Raw genomic sequence first — 25,424 nt, 5'->3', positions numbered from 1 at the left:
CCGGCACCGGGTGGACTAGCCTGCCGGGCACCCCACCGGAGGAGACAGCTCATGCCGGAGACAATCGACCCGTCGCGTACGCCCCTGGGTGAACCCGCCGCAGACCCAGACGAGATCCCGACGACGAAGCCGGAGCTGAACAAGACGGTCTTCTTCGGCTCCGCTGGGGTGGTGCTCGCGTTCACGCTCTTCACGCTGCTCGCGCCGGACACCGCTGGCGCCGCCATCGGGCGCGTCGTGGGGTGGATCTCGACGTACTTCGGCTGGTGGTACTTCGCGCTCGCCGCTGCGCTGATCGCGTTCGTGCTGTTCATCTGTCTGTCCCGCTATGGGCGCGTCCGGCTCGGCCCGGAGGAGTCCCGGCCGGAGTACTCGATGTTCACCTGGACGGCGATGCTCTTCGCGGCCGGGATCGGCGCCGACCTGATGTTCTACTCGGTCGCCGAGCCCGTCTCGCAGTACCTCACCCCGCCGACCGGCGAGGGCAGCACCATCGCTGCCGCCGAGCAGGCGGTGGGCTGGACGCTGTTCCACTACGGCCTGTCCGGCTGGGCGATGTACGCCGTCATGGGCATGGCGCTGGGCTACTTCTCCTTCCGCCACGGGCTGCCGCTCTCGATCCGTTCCGCGCTCTACCCGATCTTCGGCAAGCGGGTCCACGGGCGGCTCGGTGACGGCATCGACATGGCCGCGGTGCTCGGCACCATCTTCGGCATCGCCACCTCGCTCGGCATCTCCATCGCGCTGCTCAACGCGGGCCTCAACGTCCTCTTCGACATCCCCGAGGGCCGCGGGGCGCAGGTCGGCCTGGTCGTGGTGGCCGTGCTGCTCGGCACCATCTCGGCGGTCTCCGGGGTCGACAAGGGCATTCGCCGGCTCTCCGAGCTCAACGTGCTGCTGTCGCTGGCGCTGATGCTCTACGTGCTCTTCTCCGACGACACCGCGTTCCTGCTCAACTCGCTGGTGATGAACCTCGGCGACTACCTCGTGCACCTGCCTGGGATGAGCTTCGACACGATGCCGTACGACACCGCCGAGAACCCCGACGTCGGCGTCTGGAAGAACCTGTGGACCCTCTTCTTCTGGGCCTGGTGGGTGGCCTGGTCGCCGTTCGTCGGGTTGTTCCTGGCGCGGATCTCGCGCGGTCGGACGATCCGGCAGTTCCTGATCGGCGTGATGATGATCCCGTTCGGGTTCATCCTGCTGTGGGTCTCGATCTTCGGTAACAGCGCGCTGGGCCGGATCCGTGGTGGGGACGCCGAGTTCGGCGAGCTGACCAACAGCAACTACGCGCAGGGCTTCTATGCCTTCCTGGACGCCTATCCGGCCGCGACGCTGGTGATCGCGGTCGCCACGCTGACCGGCTTCCTCTACTACGTCACCTCCGCCGACTCCGGCGCGCTGGTGATGGGAAACTTCACCTCGCGGCTGCCGCACCCGATGGCCGACTGCTCGATCCCGGTACGGATCTTCTGGTCTTTCGCGATCGGCGCGCTCACCCTCGCCCTGATGTTCGCCGGCGGGGACGCGTGGCTGACAACACTGACCAACGCGACGATCATCATGGGGTTGCCGTTCTCGATAGTGCTGGCGCTGGTCGCGGTCGGCCTCTACCGATCGCTACGGCTGGAGTCGTTCAAGACCGACAGCGTGCGCTACGCCCTCCCGGCCGCGATCTCCTCGGCCCGCCTGGTCGGGGCAGCCGAGGGAGGCGTACGTCCTTCGCTCTCGCAGCGGCTGCGCCGCTCGGTCACCTATCCCACGGCCAGGGACACCGAGCGGTTCATCGGCACGGTCGCGACGCCGGTCCTCGAGGAGGTCGCCGCCGAACTCTCCTCGCACGGGCTGTCCTCGGTCGTGACCGAGACCAAGGCCGTACGCGGCATCGCCGGTGTCCAGCTCCACACCGATCTCGAGGACGCGCCGGCGTTCGTCTACAAGCTCACCCCGCTGCCGTGCCCGGCGCCGACCTTCGCGGTCGGCCGGGTCACCGGCGAGGTCTACTTCCGCACCGAGGTCCACCTCGCCGAGGGCACCCAGGGCTACGACGTCAACGGCTACTCACGCGAGCAGCTCATGGGTGACGTCCTCGACCAGTACGAGCGCCACCTCTCCTACCTCCACCTCGTCCAGCAGGAACAGCTGCACGCCGAGGTGCCCGAGGTGCCGGCGGAGGACGTCAGCGGAGCAGATCGGTGAGGTCGATCTTGACCGGGAACGGCACCGGGACGTCGAGCCGGTCGCGGAAGATCCCGATCGGGACGTAGGCGTTGGTGAGGTCGTCGCGCTCGTAGACATGGATCGCGGGCGCGCCGTCCTCGTTCTCGATGCGCCAGTAGTGGGAGATCCCCGCCTCGGCGTACTTCTGCGGCTTCACCGCCCGGTCGCGATGCTCGGACTCCGGCGAGACCACCTCGACCACCAGGGCCACAGAATCGGCATCGTAGAACGACGCCTGGTCGGAGATCCGTGCCGTGCTCACCAGCACGTCCGGCTCCGGCCGGTTGCGCCGGTCGAGCACCACAGTCAGCTCCCGATCCACCTCGAACCCGTCCGGCGCCTGCGCCGTCAGCGAGTTGGTCAGGGCCGTGACGAGCCGACTGTGCCAGCGGCGCTGCGGTGACATATTGAAGACCAGGGCTCCGTCGATGAGTTCGGTATGACGCGGCGCCTCGACGAGCATGTCGAGGTCTTCGGAGTACCAACCCTCCTCACGGGGAGGGTGCATCCAGTCGGGCAACGCGGTCATGTTTCGAGGATACCGCCTGTTGTTGGGGTCGGTGGTTGTGCTTTTGTCGTCCTGGTTTGGTCGCGGTTCGCGGTTCGCCGCGTCGGAGGTGATCGTTGCTTCGTGTCGGCGGCGAGGGTGTGGCGCAGCGGGTTCAGTTGGGTGCGGGCTCGGGACTGTGGCTGGTCGTGTGGGGAAGGCCTGGTGCCTCGTGGGCGCCTATGACAGTGGGCGCGACCTTGTGAATCGTTCACAACGTCGCGCCGTTGCTCTGGCTGGGGCGGGTTCGCTGCCGACTGGGTCACGAGTTCCCCACTGATCCGAAGAGTTCCCCACGGGCGTGGAGGTTCCCCATCCTCCGGAGCGTGGGGAACCTCCAGAGGAGTGGGGAGATGTCCCCATCGGCAGGGAAGCAACCAGCGTGGAGTGAAGCAGCCCGCGTGGAGTCGAGAGAGCTGACCGGACGCTCGTTGGGCACCGGGACGGACGGGTTCAGCGGGAGCTGCGACCGGTCGGCGGTGGGATTGTCAGGCCCGGCGGGCGGGATCCTGGTGACGTGATTCCTCGCCCAGCCGACCTAGGGGCGGCGGGTGAACCGGATGGTGCCATCCGGTAGTCGCTCATGGACGTAGGCAGGGTTGTGGGCCAGGCGGTGATGGTGGGGACACAGCAGCGCCCCGTCTTCGAGGTTGGTCTTCCCGCCGGCGGCCCAGGGTTCTAGGTGGTGGGCGTCGCACCATTCCGGTGGCATGTCACAGCCCTCGGCTTGGCAGCACTTCTGCTGCAACCGCATCGCCTTGCGCTGGATCGGCTGGAAGAACCTGCTGCCCCGGCCGGCGTCGAGGACCTCGCTGTCGCGGCCCAACACCCAGGGGATGATGGTCGCGTTGCACGCCATCCGCCGCGCCTCGGCCGCTGAGATGGTGGCCCCGTTGGTCTCGTCATAGCCCAGGGTGGCGATGCCGAGGTCCTTGCGGAGTTCCTCGAGGCTGATCACCACGTTGATGGTCGTGGCGTCGCCACCGTGGCGGGGCAGCGCGGCCGGGTCGACGGTCTCTAGGAGCCGGGCGAAGCCCTGACCCATCAACCGCTCCCACGGCGGCAACGGGGCACCCTTGGCGACCAACTGCTGTTTGCGGGGCTGGGCGTAGGCCTCGACCAGTCGCTTGAACCTCATCCCGATCGACGTCGGCAAGACACCATCGAAGCCGACGGTGCCGTCGTGGTTGTCCCACACCCGCAGCGCGGTCTTCTGATGAGCACGTTCTTCCTCCGCCAGCAGGGCTTTGGCTTCGGCGTCTTCGAACCGGACCGGGTCGATCTCGACCAGGATCCGCTTACCGACGATGCGGAGCTCGTTCGCGGTCAACCGACCGGCGTAGTCGACCAACAGCTTCTCAGCGAGAATCAGGTCCTCAGCGCTGGCGACCGGGTCGGCATCGATCTTGTCCAACGCCTTGGTGATCACCCGAGCCTTGTCCTGGGACACCACACCCTCAGCAAGGCCGGCGGCGACGAACTCGTACTTCGCGACGCTGCTCGCGAGCTTGATCTGCGACCGTGCGGCACCTTTGTCGACCAGGAGTTCGGCGCGCATCCAGGCGGAGGCGTCTTTGGCGCCGGTCTCTTCGGCGATGTCGCCGGCAGATGCGAGCACTCGGAGTTTCAACGCGGCTTGTTGGGCCTGGAGCTTCTCCAGGCGTTCCAGCAGGTCCTTCTTTTGCCCGGTGCGCCAGTAGGTGGGGTCGGTGGCGAGGAGTTCTTGGAGGGCGGTCTCAATGGCCCTCAGGGCAGCGTCGATCGCATCGCCGGGGTTGGTGCCCCAGTGGTCGATCGGGCGGCCGAGACTCATCGCCACTCTTTCCTTCAGAGGTGTGCTGTGATGGGTCTGATTCTACGCCACTGAGCCTTATATGGCCACCTATTTCCGCAGGTCAACTGCGATTTTCGCGGTGAGCGAACGGCCTCGCTTCTGTGGATGGTAAGTGGCCCGAAGGGCCACCCTTCCACCCCATCAACCTCACCTTTCCCACACAAGAATCCGCTGCGCCACACCCGGGCCGCCGCCCCGATAGCCAGCCAAGTCTTTTCTCGATCTGGTCCGGAGTCCAGGACCGCGAAGCGGCCGGCGAAGCCGGCGCCCGAAGGGCGTCCTTGACGCCGGACCAGATCGAGAAGACCCTCCAAGAACGGGTCGGCGGCCTACCCCAACCCCGAAAAAACGGCCACCAACCGAGGTGAAAAACAAGCTCACCCGAAGTCGACGAGCCGCCCATCCTCATGCATCACACAACCCCGCCCGATCCAGGCAACAGCATGCTCCTTGTCCCCGACAGCAATGTGCGAATAACTGGGCGGAACCCAGACGAGCTCATAGTCGACGCCACCCAGCGCCGCCTCGGTAGCCCGGACAGCATCGTCGGAGGGGTCGAGGGTGCGTACGGCCTGTTCGACGGAGTCGAAGTATTTTCGGCCGGCCTCAGAGAGCTCCTTGGCGCACCAAGCGCACGTGCCCAGCGTCTCGATCTGTGCGGCGGTCGCCCTGATCGGGGCGTCGAGGCCGAGGAGCTGGGGGCAGGCCCGGACATGCAGGAGACGACCCGTCGCGTGTGCGACGAAGAGGGTCTCGGGGGTGTCGGAGGGCATCTCCGGAGCCTAGGGGAGCGAGGTATGCCCCGGGAGGTACCTGGGGTGAATTCAGGACGTTCGGCCCCCGTGATCGCTGTGGTCCAGGTCACGTACGATCCGGGGTATGGCGCATTACCAACAGCGCGGGCACATCCCGCCCAAGCGGCACACCCAACACCGCGACGGAGAAGGGAATCTCTACTACGAAGAGCTCATGGGCGAGGAGGGGTTCTCCTCGGACTCCTCCCTGCTCTACCACCGCCACATCCCCTCGGCGGTGAAGGACGTACGCATCTGGGAGCTGCCCGACCACGGCGCCACCCCCAACCATCCGCTGCGCCCGATGCACCTCGGGCTTCACGACCTCTTCCCAGATGAGGAGTGGAAGCATCACGACGCGGTGACCGGGCGCAGGCTGGTGCTCGGCAACGGCGACGTACGTCTTCACTATGCCGTGGCGGGGGAGACCTCGCCGCTCTACCGCAACGCGATCGGCGACGAGTGCGTGTACGTCGAGTCCGGGACCGGAGTCGTCGAGACGGTCTTCGGCCACCTGATGGTGGGGGAGGGCGACTACGTGGTGATCCCGCGTGCCACCACCCACCGCTGGGTGCCGGTCGGCGACGCTCCGCTGCGGGTCTACGCGATCGAGGCGAACTCCCACATCGCCCCGCCGAAGCGCTACCTCTCCCGGTTCGGCCAGTTCCTCGAGCACGCCCCGTACTGCGAGCGGGACCTCCGGCTCCCGACCGACCCGCAGACCGTGGACGCGACCGAGGCGGAGACCCAAGGAGTTGAGGTCTTCATCAAGCACCGCGGCCCGGGCGCCGGCGGCATCGCCGGCTCGGTCCACCTCCTCCCGCACCACCCGTTCGACGTGGTCGGCTGGGACGGCTGCCTCTACCCGTACGTCTTCAACATCGCCGACTACATGCCGATCACCGGCAAGGTCCACCAGCCGCCGCCCGCTCACCAGGTCTTCGAGGGCAACAACTTCGTGATCTGCAACTTCGTGCCCCGCAAGGTCGACTACCACGAGCTCGCGGTGCCGGTGCCCTACTACCACTCCAACGTCGACTCCGACGAGGTCATGTTCTACGTCGGTGGCGACTACGAGGCCCGCAAGGGCTCCGGCATCGGCATCGGCTCGATCACCCTCCACCCCGGCGGCCACGCCCACGGGCCGCAGCCGGGCGCGATGGAGCGCAGCCTCGGCGCGGAGTTCTTCGACGAGCTCGCGGTCATGGTCGACACCTTCCGACCGCTCGAGGTCGGCGAGGCCGGCGCCGCGGTCGACGACGGCAAGTACGCCTGGACCTGGGCGGGAGGTCGCAAGTGAGTCTGTGGCTGAACATCAAGGACAGTCAGTTCGGCCTCGACGCGCTTCCGTACGCCACCTTCCGCACTGCAGCGCACCCCGCGCCGCGGCTCGGGGTGCGGATCGGTGACCTCGTGCTGGACGTCGCCGCCGTCACCGGTGTCGGTGCCGGCGGGCTCGACGCCCTGCTCGCGGCCGGGCCGGCGGCGTGGCGGGACGTACGCGCCGAGATCACCCGGCTGCTCAGCGACCCCGCGAGCGAGGAGCAGGTGCGACCGCACCTGGTGCCAGTCGAGGACGCCGACCTGCTGCTGCCGTTCACGGTGGCCGACTACGTCGACTTCTACGCCTCCGAGCACCACGCGTCCAACGTCGGGAGGATGTTCCGCCCCGACTCCGAGCCGCTGACGCCCAACTGGAAGCACCTGCCGATCGGCTACCACGGCCGCTCCGGCACCGTGGTCGTCTCCGGGACTGACGTCGTCCGGCCGACCGGGCTGCGGAAGACGCCCGACGGGATCGTCGACGGCCCCTCGATCCGGCTCGACATCGAGGCCGAGCTCGGGTTCGTGGTCGGCGTCGGCTCCGAGATGGCCCACCCCGTCCCGCTCGCCGAGGCCGCCGACCACATCTTCGGGATCACGCTCCTCAACGACTGGTCGGCGCGCGACATCCAGGCCTGGGAGTACGTCCCGCTGGGACCGTTCCTCGGCAAGTCGTTCGCCACCTCGATCTCCCCGTGGGTCCTCCCGCTGGCTGCCCTCGAGGCGGCCCGGGTGAGCCCCCCGGAACGGGACGTTCCGCTGACCGGCTACCTGGACGACTCGGCGCTGGAGCCCTGGGCCCTCGACCTCGCCCTCGAGGTCCGGCTCAACGGGTCGCTGGTCTCCGAGCCTCCGTTCGCCACCATGTACTGGACCGCCCCGCAGATGCTCGCGCACATGACCGCCAACGGCGCCTCGCTGCGCGTCGGCGACCTCTTCGCCAGCGGCACGATCAGCGGTCCCGAGCCGGGCCAGCGCGGCTCGCTGCTCGAGCTCAGCTGGTCGGGGGCCGAGCCGTTCAAGCTGGACGACGGCTCGATGCGTACGTTCCTGGAGGACGGCGACGAGGTGACCATCACCGCCACCGCGCCCGCGCCGGGCGGCGGCCGGATCGCGCTCGGAGAGGTCAGCGGGCGGATCCTGCCCGCGAAGGAGCGGCCGTGACGACGGTCTACGAGTTCACGCCCCGCTATCTCGAGGTCGACATGCAGGGGGTGATGTTCAACGGCTGGTACCTCACCTACGTCGATGAGGCGATGACCCACTTCATCGAAACCCGCGGGGTTCCGTACGGCCGCTGGCAGGAGCTGGGCGTCGACGTCCAGCTCGCCCACGCCGACCTGGACTGGAAGGCCGGCATCGGCTTCGGCGACCGCGTCCAGGTGCCGGTGCGCACCACTCGGATCGGCACCAAGAGCTTCACGCTCGAGTTCGAGTTCCGCCGGGGCGAGGACGTCACCTGCGCCGTGTCGGTCGTCTACGTGATCGTCGCGACCGACGGATCGGGCACCACCGCCATCCCGGCGGAGATCGCTGCCGCGATCGAATAGCCGCAAGAACGGTCAAGCGGCCGGGGGACCGTCGGTGTGAGACTCGTCGTGTGCACGAGACAGACGAAGAGATCACCGACCTGCAACGCCTCCTGGACGCCTCGATCGGCCGCGCGAGCGGCCATCTGACCGGCATCGTCAACGACCAGCAGCGCCTGAACGCCCGTCAGCTCGTCACCGAGCTGACGGGCATGAAGGTGCTGGTGCTGGCCACCGTGACCGCCCGTGGTGAGCCGCGGACGAGCTGCGTCGACGGCCACTTCGTACACGGTCGCTGGCTGTTCGGGACCTCTCCCACCGCCATCAAGGCCAAGCACATGCTCGCCCGCCCCGCCGTCAGCGCGACCCACGTCGACGGGGAGCGCATCGGCGTCTTCACCCACGGCACCGCGCACGTGGTCTCCGAGGGTCCGGAGTTCGAGGACCACAACGCCTACTTCACCGAGTTCTACGGCTCGGACCCGCAGACGTGGGAGGGGCCGGGTGTCGTCTACGCCACCATCGAGCCGAGCTGGATGGTGGCGTACGCCGCCGACCCGGCCTCGTTCCCGGGCTGAGTGCTCTACTCGGCACCACGGACAAGGCTTTTCTTGATCTCGGTCTTGAGCACCTTGCCGACCTTCGAGCGTGGCAGGTCCGGCCAGACCTCGATCTGTTTCGGGGTCTTGACCGCGCCGATCCGCTCCTTGACGTACGCCTTGAGGTCGGCGACGTCGACCTCGGCACCGGGCCGGGGCAGGATGACGGCGGTGACGCGCTCGCCCCACTTCTCGTCGGGAAGCCCGATCACGGCGCAGTCGGCGACGGCGGGGTGAGTCATCAGCGCCTGCTCGACCTCGGTGGAGTAGACGTTGAACCCGCCGGTGATCACCATGTCCTTGGCACGGTCGACGATGTGCAGGAACCCGTGCTCGTCGAGGAACCCGATGTCGCCGGTGTGGTGCCAGCCGTGCGCGCTCGCCTCGGCGGTCGCCTCGGGGTTGTCGAGGTAGCCGCGCATGACCAGGGAGCTGCGTACGACGATCTCGCCACGCTCACCGGAGCCGAGCATCGCGCCGCGCTCGCCCATGATCGACACGGTCACCAGCGGTGCCGGACGTCCGGCCGAGGAGAGCCGCTCGGTGGCGACGGTGCCGTCCTCGTGGAAGTGGTCGGCGGGCGCCATGGTCGCGATCATCATCGGCGCCTCGGTCTGCCCGAACAGCTGCGCCATCACCGGACCGATCCGGGTCAGTGCCTCCTCCAGACGCGTCGCCGACATCGGCGCCGCGCCGTACCAGAAGCAGCGCAGCGAGTCGAGGTCGGTCGACTTCAGCGCGGGGTGGTCCAGCACCAGGTAGATCAGCGTCGGCGGCAGGAACGTGTGGGTGACGTGGTGGTGCTCGATGTGCTCGAGGAACGCCCCCACGTCCGGCGTACGCATCACCACGATCTTGCCGCCCAGGCACAGCACCGGGAAGCAGAGCACCCCGGCGGCATGGGTGAGCGGCGCGAGCGCGAGATACGTCGGACGCTCAGGCGCCCCCGGCCACGGGTAGGCCATCAGAGTGATGGCCGACATCGTCTCCAGGTTGGCGCCGGTGAGCATGACGCCCTTGGGACGCCCGGTGGTCCCGCCGGTGCCGACCACCATGGCCAGGTCGTCGACGACCTCGACGGGCTCGAACACCTCCTCGGCAGAGCCGAGGAAGTCGTCCCAGCCGATCGCCCACTCATAGGTTCCGTCGAGGCAGACCAAGGTGGTCAGCTCCGGCAGATCTCCGCGGATCTGGTCGACCAGGCCGGCGAAGGCCGACTGGAAGATCAGCGCCGAGCAGCCGAACAGGTCCAGCAGTTCACGGTTCTCTGCGGCTTCGCTGCGCGGGTTGATCGGGCACCAGACGCCCCCCGCGCGGCTGATCCCGAAGACGGAGGCGAAGGCGACCGGGTCGTTGGCCGAGAGGATGGCGACCTTGTCGCCCGGGGCGACGCCGCGGGCCCGGAGGCCCGCGGCGACACGCACCGAGAGATCGACGACCTCGGCGTAGGACCAGGTGTCCTCGCCGCAGACGAGACAGGGCGCGTCGCCCCCCAGCGAGGCACCCTTGTCCAGATAGTCGACGAGCTGCATCGGGTCGCCCTCAGCCGCGCTGCCGGGTCACGACCGGCTCCGAGACCAGCCCGAAGGCCTGCAGCTGGCCGAGGAGCTCGCGGTGGCCGAACGCCTGGCAGCCCGAGGCGAAGCCCACCCGGCGAGGCGGCTGCTGCAGCAGCGAGTAGGCGACGTACGCCTGCAGCAGCCCGGTCTGCTTGTAGTTCTGGTTGCCGTGGATGACGCAGTGCGCGCGGCCCAGCGGGCCGGAGGCGTGCACCGAGTCGAGCGACTTGTTCAGCCGCGGGTTCTCGCGCGGCGGCATCTGGTTCATCACCTGGGCCGCCGTGGCGGTCAGCGCCTCGTCGCGCTGGTCGGCGTCCATGTCCTTGGTCGCCTCCAGCGCAGCCGCCACGATCTGCGGCACCCCGTTCATCAGCGCTGCGTTGAAGACGCCACCCTGGGCCTTGCAGCTGGCCACCTTCGGGTCGCGGCGGTACCAGACCGGGTGCGAGGTGCCGCCCCACGGCAGCGAGAGCGCCAGCTCGTGCTGGCCCGGCACCACGAGCGGGACCAGCCCGGCGGTTGGGTCGAACTCGACGTACGCGTTCTGCTCGAGGTAGTGAGCCTTCGAGGTCGCCGCGTTGACCAGGATCGTGCGGGTCGAGGCGATCGTGGGGGAGCCGCCCCAGAAGACCGCGATGTCGAGGGTGTCGAGGCCGGGCTGCTCGAGGCAGATCTCGGCCGCGATCTCGCCGGTGGTGTACATCTGCGCGATGCCCGGCGCGAGCAGCAGGCCCTTCTCGGCGAAGTCCTCGCTGTACGTCTCGTCGCAGGTGATCAGCCAGTCCTGCTCACCAGTGGTGTCGGTGTAGTGGACCCCGGCGGCCAGCGCGGCCTGGACGACCTCCGGACCGTACTGCGAGAACGGGCCGACGGTGTTGAGGACGACGCGTGCGCCGGTGAGCAGCTCGGTGAGCGCCTCGACGGAGTGCTCGACCTCGGCGATCTCGTAGTCGGCGGTCTCGATGCCGGGCACGTTGGCGGCCATCGAGGCGACCAGCTTGTCCTTGGAGCGGCCGGCGGCCACGAACGGCACACCGAGCTCGCGCAGGTATTCGCACACCAGCCGGCCGGTGTAGCCGGAGGCGCCGTAGACGATGACAGGCTTGTTCTCACTCATCTGCTCACATCCCCATTCCACCGTCGACCGGGAGGCCGACGCCGTTGATGAACTTCGCCTGGTCGGAGGCGAGGAAGACGACCGCGTCGGCCATGTCCTCGACCGTGCCGAGGCGTCCCGACGGCGTCAGCTCGACGACACCGCCGACGGCGGCCTCCGGAGACTCGAAGAGACCGAGCTGGGCGACGTCGTTGGCGAGCCCGGCGCCCATCTCGGTCGGCACCAGCCCGGGGTAGACGCAGTTGACGCGTACGCCGTAGCCGAGCTTGCCGCTCTCCATCGCCGCCACGCGGGTGAGCCTGTCGACGGCGCTCTTGGTGGCCGAGTAGACCGAGATGCCGGGGAAGGCGATGGTGGCCGCGACCGAGGCGACGTTGACGATCACGCCGCCGTTGCCGGCGGCGCCGTCGGGCCGCATCGTGCGCAGCCCGTGCTTGAGGCCGAGGGCGGTGCCGAGCACGTTGACCTCGAGCATCTTCCTCACGTCGTTCGGGTCGAGCTCGGTGACCAGGCTGGTGATCTCGACACCGGCGTTGTTGACCAGGATGTCGAGCCCGCCGAGTGCGTCGACCGCGGCAGCGGCGGCCGTCTCCCAGGAGGCGTCGTCGGTGACGTCGAGGTGCACGAAGGCGCCGCCGATGGACTCGGCCACCTTGGTGCCCTGGTCGTCCTTCAGGTCGGCGACGGCCACCTTGGCGCCGGCCGCCGCGAGCGCTCGGGCCATTCCCTCGCCCAAGCCTTGGGCACCGCCGGTGACGAGCGCTGTACGTCCACTCAGATCGGTCATCTGTGACTCCTTCGTCGCTGTGATCGGGCTCACAGACAATCGCGATTCTTGACGAGTGTCAAGATTTTTCTTGACGATTGACCAGAAAATGGTCCGGACGGCATCGAACGACGCACGGGAGGGGGTATCGTTTCCGCCCATGACCCAGGTCGCCGCACCCAAGTCGCCCCGCCGCACGCCTGCCGACAAGCACGACGAACGCCGCAAGGCGCTCGCCGAGTCGGCGCTGCGCACGCTGGGGGAGCTGGGCTACGCCCGCGCCAGCCTGCGTGAGATCGCCAACAACTCCGAGTTCAGCCACGGCGTCGTGCACTACTACTTCAACGACAAGCTCGAGCTGATCGTCTACTGCGTGCGCTACTACAAGCAGACCTGCGTCCACCGTTACGACGGTGTCGTCGCCGAGGCGACCTCTCCCGATGACCTCGTCGTCCGGTTCGGCGACAAGCTCGTCGAGACGATCGTCGAGGAAGCGCCGATGCACCGGCTCTGGTACGACCTGCGCTCGCAGTCCATGTTCGAGGAGAGCCTCCGCGAGGCGGTCACCCAGATCGACCAGAGCCTGGAAGACATGATCGCCCGGGTCGTGAACCGCTACGCCGCACTCGCCGGCACCGAGCCCGCGATCGCGGCGCCGGTCGCCTATGGGATGTTCGACGGCGTCTTCCAGCAGGCGCTCCTGGGCTACCTCAACGGTCGCGACGGCGCCCTGGAAGACCTGCGGGCCCAGGTGGTCGGGCTGATGCCGATGCTGCTCACGCAACCAGGAGCGATGCGATGACACCGATGATCGGCATGCCGGTCGGAGCCGAATGGTTGGTCTTGATCGGTGGTGTCGCCCTGCCGCTGATCGGTCTCGCGATCACCGTGTGGTGGCTGCTGATGCTGGTGCAGGCTCTCCGGACACCGGACAGCGTATGGTCGGCGGCCGGCCAGAGCAAGATCCTCTACGTCCTGCTGATGATCTTCCTCGGCTGGCTGGGCGCGCTCCTCTACGTCTTCATCGCCCGGCCGGCGCTGCGCACCTGAGCCTCAGACCCACGGCGAGAGCGACTCCGAGCAGCGGCATTCGGGCGAGCCTACGGCGTCGCTGCACGCATCGTGACCGGACTCCTCCTAGGGTGGGGCACTCCAACCCCACAACACCGAGGACTTCTGTGATGGACCCCGTCGACCTGGCTCTGATGCTTCTCCGGCTCGCGGTGGGTGGCACGATGATCGCCCACGGCGTCAACCACTGGCGCGGAGGCGGCAAGATCGCCGGCACCGCGGGCTGGTTCGAGAGCCTCGGCCTGCGCCACGGCACCCTGCAGGCGTGGGCCAGCGTGGTGACCGAGATCGGTGCCGGCGTGCTGTTGATCCTGGGCCTGATCACCCCGCTGGCAGCGGCCGGCGTCGTCGCGGTGATGCTCGTCGCGGCCCTGCTGGCGCACCGCCCCAATGGGTTCTTCATCTTCAAGGACGGCTGGGAGTACGTCATGATCCTGGCCGTCGTCGCGGTCGTGCTCGGGGTCACCGGACCCGGGACGATCTCGCTCGACGCGGCCCTCGACATCGTCTACGACGGCTGGATCGGCGGCGCGGTCGCGCTCGGCGCCGGTGTCCTCGGCACCGCCCTTCTCCTCGCCGCGTTCTGGCGCCCGCAGCGCCAGGACGGTGCCCCGGAGGACACGGAGGACACGGAGGACACGGAGGACACGGAGGACACGGAGGAGCCGGCGCCGGAGGTCTGAGCCCGGCGCGACCGAAGTCGCGGGCCGCACCGACAGAAGGTCGATGCGGCCCGGCCGACAGGTTCCTAGCCTGGATCCATGCGCTGCCCATGGTTGGCCCCCGCCGGACTTCTGGTCGCGATGCTCGGCCTGGTAGGGCTCGGTGTCGTCGGCCCGCCGACCGCGGACGGTGGGCTCCGGATCTCGCCGGGCGTGCCGATCCTGCTGGTCGGGGCGGCCGTGACCTGGTGGTGGCGCGGCGCTCCCGGTGCCGTCCTCGGGCTGGTCGCAGTCAGTGTGGTGACGGTCGCCTCGCTCGGCGCCGGCCTCGGACCGGACCTGATCGGCGACCGCGGGCTGCCGGTTGCCCTGGCGCGCTGGGTCCAGATGGCGGGGCTGGCTGCTGCGGCGTACGCCTTGCTCCGGCGGCTGGCGGCACGACGGTCGCCGGAGGGGACAGCCGGTGAACGACCTCGCCGCGACCGGAGCAAGGTGCTCCAGATCGCAGGCCTGCTGGCGCTGTGCGGGATCGGGGCCGAGCTGCTGGCGGCGTACTCGGACAGCACCGGTGACCCAGGAGGGATCGCCTTCGCGCTGATCTTCTTCGGCGCTCTCTACGGTGCGCCGGCGCTGCTGGCCCGGGAGCTGGCGCGTCGCCTCGGCCGGGGCTGGCCGAGCCTGCTGCTGATCTTCGCGGCGCTCGGTACGGCACAGGCCGGCCTCATCGACCAGTCCCTGTTCAGTGCCGACTACGGCGGCTACGAGGGCTGGGAGGAGGACCGGGAACCGACCCTGATCCCGGCGATCGGGCTCAGCGGCCACAACGCCTACTCGTTCATCGTCGGGCACGTGATCTTCAGCTTCGCTGCGCCTGTTGCGCTGGCTGAGGCGTGGGTACCCGCTCGGGCCCGGAAGCCGTGGCTGGGGCCGCTCGGCATCACCTTCGCCGCGATCGCGTACGCCGTCGCCGCCGCGTTGATCGTGACCGACCCGGAGTCACGGTCGGGGAGCCAGGGCCAGCTGCTCGGCACGGCCGTGGTGGTCGGCGCTCTGGTGCTCCTCGCCGTCATCGTCGGACGGCGCCGCCAAGAGGACCACGCCGGAGCACGTGGGGTCTCGGTCTGGTTGGTCCTCGGCGTCGCGTTCGTCCTCGCGTTCGTACCTGATCTGATGCCTGCGACGTGGCTGGGCGTGGTCGCCGCGATGACCGCGATGGCGACGATCGGCGTCCTGGTCCTGCTTGCCGCCAGGACGCGATCATGGACGGTCCGGCACTCGGCGGCGGTCGGTGCGGCCTTCCTGCTCGAGCGGGGGTTGCTGGCCTTCACCTACTTCCCTCTCATCGGCGACGTCGCGCCGGGGCCGAAGTACGCGCACAACGTGGTCATGCTCGTCATCGTGCTGCTCGCGACGTGGCTGGCGCTGCGCGGCCGGGCCTCGGCTAACGGCGCGATCGGATCCCGAGCCGAGCGGTCTCCCCGGTGGCCGAGCGTTCGAGCGCGGCGATGAGGGTGCGGGCGTCGTAGCGGCCCTCGTGGCGGTGTGAGCCGACGAAGAACGTCGGGGTGCCGCGGGCGCCGCTGGCGTTGGCCGAGGCCATGTCCTCGCGGACGTGCTCGGCCAGCGCCGGATCCTCGAGGTCGCGGAGGAACTGCTCGACGTCGAGCCCGAGGACACCGGCGTAGCCGGCCAGGTCCTGGTGCTCGAGCTCGTTCTGATGCTCGAAGAGATGCTTGTGCATCTCCCAGAACTTGCCCTGCCGGGCGGCCGCCTCGGCGGCGACGGCGGCCAGCTCGGCGTGCGGGTGCTGGGCGAGGGGCAGGTGGCGTACGACGTAGCGGATCCGGGGCCCGAAGTAGTCCCGGACCTCGTTGGCGGTGCCGGTCGCACGGGCGCAGAAGGGGCACTCGTAGTCGAGGTACTCGACCAGGGTGACCTCGGCGTCCTCGGCGCCGTAGATGTGGTCGCGCTCCGGGTCGACCGGGGGAGAGAGCAGCTTCGGCAGGGCTGCGTCGCGCTGGCCGAGGAAGCGTGCGGCGACCTGGAAGATCACCCAGCCGAGCGCGGAGGCGATCACCACGGAGATGAGTACGCCGACGATCGCGTCGCGCTGCAGCGTCTCGGAGTCGAAGGCGAGGGTGGTGATCAGCAGCGCGACGGTGAAGCCGATCCCGGACAGCGCCGCGCCGCCGAGAACATGGCCGCCCCCGACGCCCTGGGGCAGCCTTCCGAGCCGCAGCCGCGTGGCCACGAGCGCACCGCCGCCGATGCCGAGCGTCTTGCCCAGGACGAGACCGGCCACGACGCCCCAGGTCACCGGCGAGCTCAGCGCCTCGCCGAGCACCCCGTTGCGCAGGTCGACGCCCGCGTTGGCGAGCGCGAAGACCGGCACGATGAGATAGCTCGTCGGCACGTGCAGCGTCTCCTGGAGGCGCTCGTTGACCGAGATCGTGCGGGTCAGCTCGTCGCGGGTCTCGCGCTGCAGCGTGGGCAGCGGCGACTGCCGGAATGCCCGGAACCGCGAGGTCGCGACCTCCATCTGGGCCCGGGTCGGCTCAGCGGCCGGCACCAAGAGGCCGGCCAGCATCCCCGCGATCGAGGCATGCAGCCCGGCGCCGAGCGTGGCCACCCAGGCGATCAGGACGAGGAGTACGTAGGGCCCGGCCCGCCACACCTTGACCCGGTCGAGCACGAAGATCCCGACCAGGGCCAGCCCGGCCACGACCAGCGGACCGATCTCGAGATTCTCGGTGTAGGCGACCCCGATCACGCTGACCGCGACGATGTCGTCGATGACGGTGAGCGTGAGCAGGAAGATGCGCAGCTGGGTCGAGACCGCAGGCCCGACCAGCGCCAGCATGCCGAGCAGGAACGCGGTGTCGGTGCCGATCACGATGCCCCACCCGCGCGCCGCCTCACCGGAGGGGTTCAGCGCCAGGTAGATCATCGCGGGCAGGAGCAGGCCGCCCGCACCGGCGATCAGCGGGACCACCATGCGGCGGCGGTCGGTGAGCTCGCCGACGGCGAGCTCGCGGCGTACCTCCAGACCGACGACGAAGAAGAAGACCACCATCAGGCCGTCGTTGACCCAGTGGTGCAGGTCCATCGAGAGGCCGACGTCTCCGAACCGGACCGAGAACACCGTCTCCCACAGGTGCTCGTAGCCGTGCGACCACGGCGAGTTGGCCCAGGCCAGCGCCAGCAGCGAGGCGATCACCAGCAGCGTGGCGCTCGTCGACTCCAGATGCATGAAGTGCCGCAGCCTCGTGCCGAGCTGCCCGGTCAGGTCCTCGTCACGGCGGCACCGCGTCTGCTGTTTCCCCACGGAATGATCCTAGGCCGGGTCCGAGCCGCTATCTGTCTGTGTCCGCGTGAGAGTCGCCTCAGCGCCGCACGGCGACCAGGCCGGCGAGCGTGCCTTGGAGCAGGGTGCCGTCGGGGAGGATGGTGCCGACCATCTGCAGCGTGTTGGCCAGCGGCCCGAGACCGAGGAAGGTCTCGGAGAGGATCTGGCCGTCGGCCGGGTCGATCCTGGCCAGGCGCCAGGTCAGTCCGCTGCCGCGGCGGGTGACGGTGTAGAGGACGTTCTCGCCGCGGGAGAGCCGGGGGACCGCGGCCGAGGGCACCCCGTTGCGCCAGACCGACGCACAGGCGCCGGAGCGCTCGTCGACGTCGATGCGCTCCATGCCGCCGGCGAAGTCGGCCTTCGCCGGTACGGACTCGCCCGCGTCCTCGGTCGCCTGCGCGGGGTAGGGATAGCCGTAGGTGCTGGCGATGTAGACCGAGTTCCCCCAGGCCACGGGGGAGTTCTCCGTGCCGCTGCTCTCGTCGGTGAGGATCGGGAGCCGGCAGATCTCCCGTCCGTCGCGCGCCCGGTAGACGAGGAGGTTCTCGCGCGGGGCGGCGTTGTCGGTGATGACCACGAACTCAGCCCCCGTGCGCTCTCCGAAGAACGTCGGCGTCGACCCGCTGCCGTGGCTGAGCTGTCCAGGCTTGCGGGCCTCTCCGCGGTCATAGGGCTGCCGCCAGACGGTCCGCACGGCGTCGCCGGCGCCGGTGGCACGCAGGAGGTACGTCGCGTGGTCGGTCGTCACCGCGACCCCGCTGGGGGCGCTGGAGATGGAGTTGGCGACCTTCTCGTCGCCGGCGCCGAGGGTCGCGATGATGACGTCGCCGTCGGGGGTGACGTACCCGGCGCGGCCCTGGGCGGTCGCGAACCAGACATTGGCGTCGTAGCCCGGTCCGACGGTGGTGGCCGCGTCGTCCTCCGGCAGGTTCAGCGGCACCTCGCGCTCCACGTCGATCGACCAGCGGAGGCCGGACCGGGAGTGCGCCAGCCAGAGCAGGGAGCCGGATCCGTCCACGGTGACGAGTCGTGACTCGTTGTCGACGTAGGCATAGACGCCACCGAGGAGCGAGCCGGCCGAGAGATGGCGCCGAGCGACCGGGAGCATCGTGGTGGGGTCGAGGAGGTAGAGGCTGGGCGCCCGGTCGATGTACTCGGTGCACAGCGCCTGCACCATGCCGTCGGCACCGCTGAGGATCGTCGGGCACACCGCGGGCAGCGACACCGGCTGTGCGGGGAAGGGGGCGGCTCCCGGCCCCTCGAACGGAGACGTGTCGGACGCCCCGGCGTCGCCGTGCATGTTCCAGGTGCCGTCCGGGCCGGCGTACGGGTTCGGTGGCATGGCCGCGCCGGCCGCTGGGCCGACCGCCGGGCCGGCCATGAGGAAGACCAGGGCCAGAAGGACGGTGGCGGGCGCACTCCGGCAAGTCATGGGGAGGATCTAAGCACGAGTAAGTCGAGCGGGTCGGTCGAAGATCATGTGGCGGTCGCCACAGGCGTTACACGAATGTCCAACAGATGCGTGACCTGTCACCCACATCGTCGTTAGCCCCTCTGACGGCGGGTAACAACCGGACGGCAGTGCCGAACCAAGTGGCGCGACCCGGTGCTCAGCCGTACATGGGGGCTTACGGCGTATGCGTCCGGGTGATGACAGACGCAAACACGCACATCGTGGACATAGCCCGATCGAACTATGTCCAATAGGTCTTACGACTCATATTTTGTAGAGGATAAAGTCCTTTCAAGTCTTCCTTGAAAGTCTGGATGGGAGTTAGATGGGCAACATGACAACTAGGCGTTCTCGGCCCGGCCGCCCTAGGCATGTTCCCGACTCAGGTACGACCTCACCGCGTGACCAGATCCTGGATGCCGCGTCGCGGCTGTTCGTCTCCCAGGGTTTCGCGGCGACGTCTACCCGCGAGATCGCCGACATGGTCGGCATCCGTCAGGCATCCCTCTATTACCACTTCGCGGGGAAGGACGAGATCCTCGGCGAGCTGCTCCGCCGGTCGGTCCGACCGACCACGGACAAGGTCGAGAAGATCCTCGACCAGGTGCCGCCGCTGGACTATGAGACGGCGCTCTACCTGCTGGTCCTCGTCGACGTACGCACCCTCGCAGATGTGCCGCACAACGTCGGCATGCTCTACCAGCTCCCCGACGTGGCCAAGTGCGAGGTCTACGACGAGTTCCGCAACGAGCACGCGGAGCTGGCCGGACACTACGCACACCTGGCCGGCGAGATCGCCTCGAAGACGGTCCGCTCCACGGTCAGCCGCAAGCAGCTGGGCGACCTGCTCATCCAGCAGGTCGAGGGCGTGATCAACATGCGCACCGAGGACCCCAACCGTCGGATCCCGTGCCGCGAGGCCTGGGCGATCGCCGCCACCTGCCTGCGGATCTGCGACGTGCCGCAGGAGAAGATCGACGCCGCCGCGCCTATCGCCATCGAGCTGCTCCCGCAGTTCATCGACGAGAAGGTCGTCGAGCCCGCCTGACCCCCGCCCGTGTGACCGTCGAAACCCGGTGGACACGGGTGTGGGCGTAGGTTTCGATGTGGGCATGACCCTCTTCGTCTCGCACACCACCATCGACTGTCACGACGCGTACGCGCTCTCGGAGTGGTGGAAGGCTCTGCTCGGCTACGTCGACGTGGAAGGCGACCCGAACCTGCCCGGTCACGAGGAGTGCATGATCCTCGATCCGGAGACCGGCCACCAGCTGCTGTTCATCGAAGTGCCCGACCAGGAGCTTCCCGCCAAGCGGATCCACCTCGACCTGCGCCCGCGCACCGGCACCCGCGACGAGGAGGTCGAGCGGCTCCTCGAGCTCGGCGCGACCCAGATCGCCGACCATCGTGGCAAGTACGGCCCCGGGACCGGCTGGGTGCACTTCGCCGATCCCGAGGGCAACCAGTTCTGCGTGCTGCGTTCCGAGGCGGAGGTCGCCACGCAGGAGGCGCAGGTCTCAGGGGCGTAGGAACTCATACATGCTGGAGAACCCCTGGTCGCCGTGGCCCTGGGCGATCCGGCGGTCCATCAGCGACTTCACCTCCCGCATCCGTACGGCCTCGACGCCGGTCGACTCCCGGTGTCCGATCAGGTCGTCCATGAGTGCTGCCTGGACGTCGAGCGAGCCGAGGTCGGGGCCGTACGTCCCGCTCTTGATCGCGCCCGTCATCATCTGCAGCAGGCCGGCGTAACCGTTCAGCGACCCGGCGAGCCGCTCGGTGAACGCCTCCAGGTCCATGCCCTCCCTCTCGACCAGGTTGAGGGTGTGCAGGAAGCCGATCAGGAACTCGTAGCCCATCGCGACCTGGGCGTTGAACTCCGCGGCGGCGAACCCGGCGTCGGACCCGTGGTAGGTGAGGGAGCCGAGCTCCTGAAGCGTCGGCTCGACGGCGTCGAAGGTGTCGCGATCCCCGCTGAAGGCCAGCGACACCTTGGGTGAGCCGACATCGGGCGGGTCTCCCATGATCTTCCCGTCGACGTACGCCGCGCCGTGCTCGATCGCCCAGGTCTGGTTGGCGCGTGCCTGGGCCGGGGAACCGCTGGTCAGGCTGACCAAGGTGTGGCCGGCCGCTGCCTGTCCGACCGAGGCCAGGACGTCCTCGACCGCGGTGTTGTCCAGCAGGCTGAGGATCGTCACTGGGCTGGCCGCCACCGCCTTCGCTGCGGTGGACGCGACTTCGGCCCCCGACTCCGCTAGCGCCTCGGCCTTGTCGGCCGTCCTGTTCCAGACCGTGGTCCGGTAGCCGCGTGCAAGGTACGTCCGGGCGACCGCCGATCCCATGTTGCCCGTCCCGATCACGGTCACCGCGGTTCGGTCGTTGCGTTCCGTCATGGTCCAGCTCCATCTCTCGTGGTGGGTCACCATCGTCAAAGATGAAGTTGACTTGAGGTCAAGACCATTGCTGTCGAGCTAGCCGGTCTCCACCGGGAGGTCGTGGTTGCTCCACTGGCTCCACGAGCCGGGGTAGAGCGCGGCGTCGTAGCCGGCGATCGCCAGGGCAGCGATCTGGTGGGCGGCGGTGACGCCCGAGCCGCAGTAAGCGGTCACGGGGGAGCCGGCCTCGACAACGAGCGCGGCGAATCGGGCCCGGAGCTCCTCGACCGGCAGGAAGCGGCCGTCGGCGCCGAGGTTGTCAGCGGTCGGCGCGGAGACCGCGCCGGGGATGTGCCCGGCCTTCGGGTCGACCGGCTCGACCTCGCCGCGGTAGCGCTCGGCGGCGCGGGCGTCGAGCAGCAGACCCTGGTACGCCTCGACCTGCTCGAACGGCAGCACTGGCAGGTGGCCCGGGGTGAGCCTCACCGTGCCGGGCGCGGGCGCGACGTCGTCGGTGGCCAGCGGGTGCCCGGCGGAGGTCCAGGCGCCGAGGGCGCCGTCGAGAAGGCGTACGTCGGCGACGCCCGCCCAGCGCAGCAGCCACCAGGCGCGAGCGGCGGAGGTGTTCCCGACGGCGTCGTAGGCGACGACGGTGTCGCCCTCGGAGATGCCCCACCGGCGGGCGGCGGCCTGGAGGTCCGCGAGGTCGGGGAGCGGGTGACGGCCGTCGGTGGGCTCACCGTGGCGGGCCAGCTCGGTGTCGAGGTCGACGTAGACGGCGCCGGGGACATGGCCCTCGAGGTAGGACTGGTGTCCGGGCGGGCCGCCGAGCTGCCAGCGTACGTCGAGGAGGACCGGGGGCTGGTCGGACACGAGCGCGGTCGCGAGCTCGTCGACGTCGATGAGTACGTTCACGGGTGAAGTCTTTCAGGAAAGCGGTCAGGTGCTGGCCCATCCGGCGGCTTCGGCGCTCAGGTGTCGGCAGACGTGGCCGACGGCCGGCGGCGCGCTGGCACCGGTGACGAGCCAGAGGGTGTTGAGCGGCCCGAGTCTGGGCTCGTGGAGGCGTACGACGGTGCCGTCGGCGAGGGCCCCGTCGACGAGGTAGCGGGGCAGCACGGAGGCGCCGATGCCCGCGACCACGGCGCGGAGGATGCCGCGCAGGTCGGGTAGGACGAGCGCGGTGCGGTTGGTGGGGCGTTCGTCGAACTCGGTGAGCCAGTAGCGCCGGATGATCGGGAGGTCGGGGGAGTAGGCCGCGAGCGGCACGGCCGCGAGCGCGCGCACCGGGTCCTGCTCCAGGTCGGTGGGATCGACCTGTGCCGCGACCGCCGGCGCCGCGACCAGGAGGAACTCCTCGTCGACCAGCACTGTCGACCGTAGCCGCTCGTCGCCGGGGCGTACGGAGGAGACGACCATGTCGAGGCGCTCGCCGGCCAGGTCGTCGAGGAGCTCCTGCGCCAGGCCGGTGGTCACCGAGACGTCGAGGCCGTCGCGTACGAGCGGGGCGAGGGCGGGCACGATCCGGGTGGTCATCACGTCGGCGGCACCGCCGATCCGGATGCTCGCGGGGCCGATCGAGGGCTCGGTGCCGATGGCGCCGCGAAGCTGGTCGACCAGCGGCGTGATCCGCGCGGCGAGCGCATCGGCCCGTCCGGTCGGCACCAGACCGGTGCGGGAGCGGTCGAACAGGGTCGCGCCGAGGTCGTCCTCGAGCTTGCGGATCCGCGCGGTCACCGCGGGCTGGGAGAGGTCGAGGCGACGGGCCGCGCCGCTGATCGACCGCTCCCGGTAGGCGTGCGCGAACGCTTCCCAGAGATCGAGCGAGGTCATAGAAATCATTATGACCGCCCGCGTGGGTTCGGGAGTGAAGCGGGAGTTGGTCGTCGTTACGTCATCACCGAACCGGACAACAAGGAAGAACTCATGACACGCGTACTGATGGTCGTCTCGGCGGCCGACACCCTCGTCCTCGCCGATGGCACCGAGCACCCGACCGGCTATTGGGCCGAGGAGGTCGCCGCCTCCCACGAGACGCTCGCCGGAGCCGGCGTCGAGATCGACATCGCCACCCCGGGTGGCCGGGCGCCGACGGTCGACGCGCTCTCGCTCAGCGAGCAGGGCGGCGTCCAGCCCGAGGACGCCGAGCGGTTTCGCGCCTATCTAGAGACCCTCGAGAAGGAGCTCGCCCACCCGCTCGATCTCGCCGACATCGACCCGTCGGCCTACGACGCCGTCTACATCCCCGGCGGCCACGCCCCGATGACGGATCTGGTCGAGGACCCCTCGCTCGCCGCGCTCCTGACCGCCACCGACTCCGCCGGCCGACCGGTCGTCGCGCTCTGCCACGGCGTCGCCGGCCTCCTCTCCGCCACCGGCGAGGGCGGTTGGCTCTTCGGCGGCCGCCGGATGACCGGTTTCACCGACACCGAGGAGCAGCAGGGCGGCTACGGCGACAGCATCCCGTTCTCCGTCGAGCAGCGGATGCGTACGGCCGGCGGCATCGTCGAGACCGGCGAGCCCTGGAGCGACACCGTGATCGTCGACGGAACCCTGATCACCGGACAGAACCCGCAGTCCAGCGTCTCGACCGCGAAGGCGCTCCTGGCGCGGCTCTCCTGATCGCGGCTCCGAAAGACACGACGGGGCCCGGCGAAGGTCGCCGGGCCTCGTCCTCGAAGGGTCAGCGGACCGGCGCACTCGGGCCGAGCGGGATGCCGAGGGCCCACCACAGGAAGAACAGGGCGGTCCAGGCCAGGCTCATCGCGACGGCCAGCGGCAGGGTGTACGAGGCGAGGGTGCCGATGCCGGCGTCCTTGCGGTAGCGCTGCAGGAAGCCGAGGGCCATCACGAAGTACGGGCTCATCGGGGTGATCGCGGTGGAGCCGGAGTCGGCGATCCGGAAGAGCGCCTGGGTGGTCTCCGGCGGCACCGAGAGCAGCATCAGCATCGGCACCAGGACCGGCGCGGCGATGGACCACATCGCGGAGCCGCTGGTGACCATGATGTTGACGATGCTGAGCAGCGCCAGGACGAGCAGGAAGACCACCCACACCGGGATGTTGCTGGTCTCCAGGGCCTCGGCGGAGTTGACCGCGAGCACGTCGCCGAGGTGGGACCACTCGAAGTACGCCAGGAACTGGGCGATCGCGAAGAACAGCACCAGCACCGGCGCCATCTGCTTGATCCCCTGGCCCATCAGCGCCGGCACGTCGCCGGCCTTGGTGATGGAACCGGACAGCGTGCCGTACACGGTGCCGGCGAGGCCGAAGAGCACCGCGACGATCGCGGCGATGCCGGTGAGGAACGGCGACTCGGTCAGCGACCCGTCCTCGCCGCGCAGGGGCGAGGACGGCGGGATCACGACGGCGGCGACGACCATGATCGCGACCAGAAGGCTCAGCAGGGCCCAGCGCAGCGCGCGGCGCTCACGGCCGTCGAGCTCGAGGGAGCCGAAGTCGCCGTCGTCGGCGTCCTCGTCGGCGTCGAGGTCGGGCCGCTTGGAGAGAACGAACTTGGTCATCAGGGTGATCACCGCGGCCAGCAGCACCGAGGAGGCGATGTTGAAGAACCAGTTGCTGACGGGGGAGACGTACGCGCTCTCGTCGACGATCTGGGCCGCGGCGGTGGTGATGCCGGCGAAGATCGCGTCGTTGGGAGTGGGGATCGGGCTGGCGTCGTACCCGCTGGCGATCGCGGTGTAGGCGACCACGATCCCGAGGATCGGGGAGCGCCCCACGGCCCGGAAGGCGAGGCCGCCGAGCGGGACCAGGATGATGTACGCGGCGGCCGAGGCCACGTGGGCGACGGTTCCGGTGAACGCGACGGCGAAGACCACCCAGCCGACGGGCACCCGGGAGATGCCGGTCTTCATCGCGGCGGTGAGGAACCCGGTGCGCTCGGCGACGGCGACGCCCATGATGACCACGACGATGGTCGCCATCGGCGGGAACTCGGCGAAGTTGGAGACCATCGTGGAGACCGCCATCGCCAGGCCCTCGCCGCTGAGCAGGCTCTGTACGACGACCTCCTCCCCGTCGCTGGGGGAGATGACCGAGACGCCGGCGGCGGCGCAGATAGCGCTGATCACGGCGAGGATCGCGGCGAGGATCCAGAAGAGCCAGAACGGGTGCGGCAGGGCGTTGCCGACGCGCTCGATCACGCCCATGGCGCGGATGATCCATGGCAGCCTGTCGCTGCCGGTGGGTGTGGTGGTGCTGGTCATGGGA

General features: G+C 69.3%; 24 protein-coding genes. 12 read left to right on the top strand and 12 right to left on the bottom strand.

Annotated features, from left to right (window positions below):
- Nucleotides 1-51 precede the first annotated feature (51 nt).
- The gene (betT, locus tag ACFWQC_RS09310; RefSeq protein WP_378676232.1) at nucleotides 52-2,199 is read left to right on the top strand and encodes a choline BCCT transporter BetT; all 2,148 of its coding nucleotides are present in this window, start codon (nucleotides 52-54) and stop codon (nucleotides 2,197-2,199) included.
- On the opposite strand, the gene ACFWQC_RS09305 is transcribed toward betT, so the two are convergent.
- The 3 genes from ACFWQC_RS09305 to ACFWQC_RS09295 form a co-directional block, all read right to left on the bottom strand.
- A complete protein-coding gene (locus ACFWQC_RS09305) occupies nucleotides 2,180-2,749 on the bottom strand; it encodes a Uma2 family endonuclease (RefSeq protein WP_378676229.1) in 570 nt (189 codons plus the stop codon). The two genes, betT and ACFWQC_RS09305, sit on opposite strands and share 20 nt — an antisense overlap.
- Before the next feature lie 556 nt (nucleotides 2,750-3,305).
- Nucleotides 3,306-4,580, bottom strand: coding sequence for a DUF222 domain-containing protein (locus ACFWQC_RS09300; RefSeq protein WP_378676226.1), 1,275 nt, complete (start codon nucleotides 4,578-4,580; stop codon nucleotides 3,306-3,308).
- Nucleotides 4,581-4,978: 398 nt separating this feature from the next.
- A complete protein-coding gene (locus ACFWQC_RS09295) occupies nucleotides 4,979-5,374 on the bottom strand; it encodes a hypothetical protein (protein WP_378676224.1) in 396 nt (131 codons plus the stop codon).
- A gap of 106 nt (nucleotides 5,375-5,480) precedes the next feature.
- Between ACFWQC_RS09295 and ACFWQC_RS09290 the strand changes: the two genes are divergently transcribed.
- From ACFWQC_RS09290 to ACFWQC_RS09275, 4 genes are read left to right on the top strand one after another with little or no spacing between them, the layout of a single operon-like run.
- A complete protein-coding gene (locus tag ACFWQC_RS09290; protein WP_378676221.1) occupies nucleotides 5,481-6,695 on the top strand; it encodes a homogentisate 1,2-dioxygenase in 1,215 nt (404 codons plus the stop codon).
- Nucleotides 6,692-7,882: a fumarylacetoacetase gene (fahA, locus tag ACFWQC_RS09285; protein WP_378676219.1), complete on the top strand. Its 1,191-nt coding sequence runs from the start codon at nucleotides 6,692-6,694 to the stop codon at nucleotides 7,880-7,882. Before ACFWQC_RS09290 ends, fahA begins: the two co-directional genes overlap by 4 nt.
- Complete coding sequence (locus ACFWQC_RS09280) at nucleotides 7,879-8,268, top strand: acyl-CoA thioesterase (RefSeq protein ID WP_378676217.1); 390 nt, start codon at nucleotides 7,879-7,881, stop codon at nucleotides 8,266-8,268. The genes fahA and ACFWQC_RS09280 overlap by 4 nt, the downstream gene beginning before the upstream one ends.
- Before the next feature lie 50 nt (nucleotides 8,269-8,318).
- On the top strand, nucleotides 8,319-8,825 hold the full coding sequence (locus ACFWQC_RS09275; RefSeq protein ID WP_378676214.1) for a pyridoxamine 5'-phosphate oxidase family protein: 507 nt from the start codon (nucleotides 8,319-8,321) through the stop codon (nucleotides 8,823-8,825).
- Nucleotides 8,826-8,830: 5 nt separating this feature from the next.
- Here ACFWQC_RS09275 and ACFWQC_RS09270 read toward each other — a convergent pair whose 3' ends face one another.
- The 3 genes from ACFWQC_RS09270 to ACFWQC_RS09260 are packed head-to-tail and all read right to left on the bottom strand — an operon-like array spanning nucleotide 8,831 to nucleotide 12,309.
- Entirely contained in the window at nucleotides 8,831-10,378 is a 1,548-nt protein-coding gene (locus tag ACFWQC_RS09270; protein ID WP_378676211.1) for a long-chain fatty acid--CoA ligase, read from the bottom strand.
- A gap of 10 nt (nucleotides 10,379-10,388) precedes the next feature.
- The gene (locus ACFWQC_RS09265) at nucleotides 10,389-11,522 is read right to left on the bottom strand and encodes a DUF5938 domain-containing protein (protein WP_378676208.1); all 1,134 of its coding nucleotides are present in this window, start codon (nucleotides 11,520-11,522) and stop codon (nucleotides 10,389-10,391) included.
- Nucleotides 11,523-11,526: 4 nt separating this feature from the next.
- Nucleotides 11,527-12,309, bottom strand: a complete 783-nt coding sequence (locus tag ACFWQC_RS09260; protein WP_378676205.1) for an SDR family NAD(P)-dependent oxidoreductase — start codon at nucleotides 12,307-12,309, stop codon at nucleotides 11,527-11,529.
- A gap of 139 nt (nucleotides 12,310-12,448) precedes the next feature.
- Here ACFWQC_RS09260 and ACFWQC_RS09255 point away from each other — a divergent pair, with 139 nt between their 5' ends.
- The 4 genes from ACFWQC_RS09255 to ACFWQC_RS09240 all read left to right on the top strand — a co-directional run bounded on the left by ACFWQC_RS09255 (nucleotide 12,449) and on the right by ACFWQC_RS09240 (nucleotide 15,530).
- On the top strand, nucleotides 12,449-13,090 hold the full coding sequence (locus tag ACFWQC_RS09255) for a TetR/AcrR family transcriptional regulator (RefSeq protein ID WP_378676202.1): 642 nt from the start codon (nucleotides 12,449-12,451) through the stop codon (nucleotides 13,088-13,090).
- Nucleotides 13,087-13,338 carry a hypothetical protein gene (locus tag ACFWQC_RS09250; RefSeq protein WP_378676200.1) on the top strand — a complete coding sequence of 84 codons (252 nt, stop codon included), beginning with the start codon at nucleotides 13,087-13,089 and terminating at the stop codon, nucleotides 13,336-13,338. The genes ACFWQC_RS09255 and ACFWQC_RS09250 overlap by 4 nt, the downstream gene beginning before the upstream one ends.
- Before the next feature lie 131 nt (nucleotides 13,339-13,469).
- Nucleotides 13,470-14,042, top strand: a complete 573-nt coding sequence (locus ACFWQC_RS09245) for a DoxX family protein (protein WP_378676197.1) — start codon at nucleotides 13,470-13,472, stop codon at nucleotides 14,040-14,042.
- Between the two features lie 78 nt (nucleotides 14,043-14,120).
- Nucleotides 14,121-15,530 carry a hypothetical protein gene (locus tag ACFWQC_RS09240; protein WP_378676194.1) on the top strand — a complete coding sequence of 470 codons (1,410 nt, stop codon included), beginning with the start codon at nucleotides 14,121-14,123 and terminating at the stop codon, nucleotides 15,528-15,530.
- Here the strand turns inward: ACFWQC_RS09240 and nhaA are convergent.
- Both nhaA and ACFWQC_RS09230 read right to left on the bottom strand, forming a co-directional pair.
- Nucleotides 15,463-17,346 carry a Na+/H+ antiporter NhaA gene (gene nhaA, locus ACFWQC_RS09235; RefSeq protein WP_378676191.1) on the bottom strand — a complete coding sequence of 628 codons (1,884 nt, stop codon included), beginning with the start codon at nucleotides 17,344-17,346 and terminating at the stop codon, nucleotides 15,463-15,465. The genes ACFWQC_RS09240 and nhaA overlap by 68 nt on opposite strands.
- 58 nt (nucleotides 17,347-17,404) lie before the next feature.
- Nucleotides 17,405-18,799 (bottom strand): hypothetical protein, encoded by a 1,395-nt coding sequence (locus ACFWQC_RS09230; protein ID WP_378676188.1) that lies wholly within the window; start codon nucleotides 18,797-18,799, stop codon nucleotides 17,405-17,407.
- A gap of 355 nt (nucleotides 18,800-19,154) precedes the next feature.
- On the opposite strand from ACFWQC_RS09230, the gene ACFWQC_RS09225 reads away from it, so the two are divergent.
- Together ACFWQC_RS09225 and ACFWQC_RS09220 are read left to right on the top strand one after the other, a co-directional pair.
- Nucleotides 19,155-19,868, top strand: a complete 714-nt coding sequence (locus ACFWQC_RS09225; protein WP_350837035.1) for a TetR/AcrR family transcriptional regulator — start codon at nucleotides 19,155-19,157, stop codon at nucleotides 19,866-19,868.
- Nucleotides 19,869-19,932: 64 nt separating this feature from the next.
- On the top strand, nucleotides 19,933-20,349 hold the full coding sequence (locus tag ACFWQC_RS09220) for a VOC family protein (RefSeq protein WP_378676185.1): 417 nt from the start codon (nucleotides 19,933-19,935) through the stop codon (nucleotides 20,347-20,349).
- Here the strand turns inward: ACFWQC_RS09220 and ACFWQC_RS09215 are convergent.
- Genes ACFWQC_RS09215 through ACFWQC_RS09205 form a run of 3 tightly spaced genes read right to left on the bottom strand, consistent with a single transcriptional unit; the run spans nucleotide 20,338 to nucleotide 23,028 of the window.
- Nucleotides 20,338-21,246: an NAD(P)-dependent oxidoreductase gene (locus ACFWQC_RS09215; protein WP_378676263.1), complete on the bottom strand. Its 909-nt coding sequence runs from the start codon at nucleotides 21,244-21,246 to the stop codon at nucleotides 20,338-20,340. The genes ACFWQC_RS09220 and ACFWQC_RS09215 overlap by 12 nt on opposite strands.
- 45 nt (nucleotides 21,247-21,291) lie before the next feature.
- A complete protein-coding gene (locus ACFWQC_RS09210) occupies nucleotides 21,292-22,110 on the bottom strand; it encodes a sulfurtransferase (protein ID WP_378676183.1) in 819 nt (272 codons plus the stop codon).
- 24 nt (nucleotides 22,111-22,134) lie between these two features.
- Nucleotides 22,135-23,028, bottom strand: coding sequence for a LysR family transcriptional regulator (locus ACFWQC_RS09205; RefSeq protein ID WP_378676180.1), 894 nt, complete (start codon nucleotides 23,026-23,028; stop codon nucleotides 22,135-22,137).
- A 93-nt stretch (nucleotides 23,029-23,121) separates the two neighbouring features.
- Between ACFWQC_RS09205 and ACFWQC_RS09200 the strand changes: the two genes are divergently transcribed.
- The gene (locus tag ACFWQC_RS09200) at nucleotides 23,122-23,817 is read left to right on the top strand and encodes a type 1 glutamine amidotransferase domain-containing protein (RefSeq protein WP_378676177.1); all 696 of its coding nucleotides are present in this window, start codon (nucleotides 23,122-23,124) and stop codon (nucleotides 23,815-23,817) included.
- A gap of 61 nt (nucleotides 23,818-23,878) precedes the next feature.
- On the opposite strand, the gene ACFWQC_RS09195 is transcribed toward ACFWQC_RS09200, so the two are convergent.
- Nucleotides 23,879-25,420: an AbgT family transporter gene (locus ACFWQC_RS09195; RefSeq protein ID WP_378676174.1), complete on the bottom strand. Its 1,542-nt coding sequence runs from the start codon at nucleotides 25,418-25,420 to the stop codon at nucleotides 23,879-23,881.
- Between the last annotated feature and the right edge of the window lie 4 nt (nucleotides 25,421-25,424).

This window comes from Nocardioides sp. NPDC058538 (genome assembly GCF_042719275.1).
Lineage (GTDB): Bacteria > Actinomycetota > Actinomycetes > Propionibacteriales > Nocardioidaceae > Nocardioides.
The sequence above is the reverse complement of the archived record's forward strand: the minus strand, read 5'-3'. Positions and strand labels throughout refer to the sequence as shown.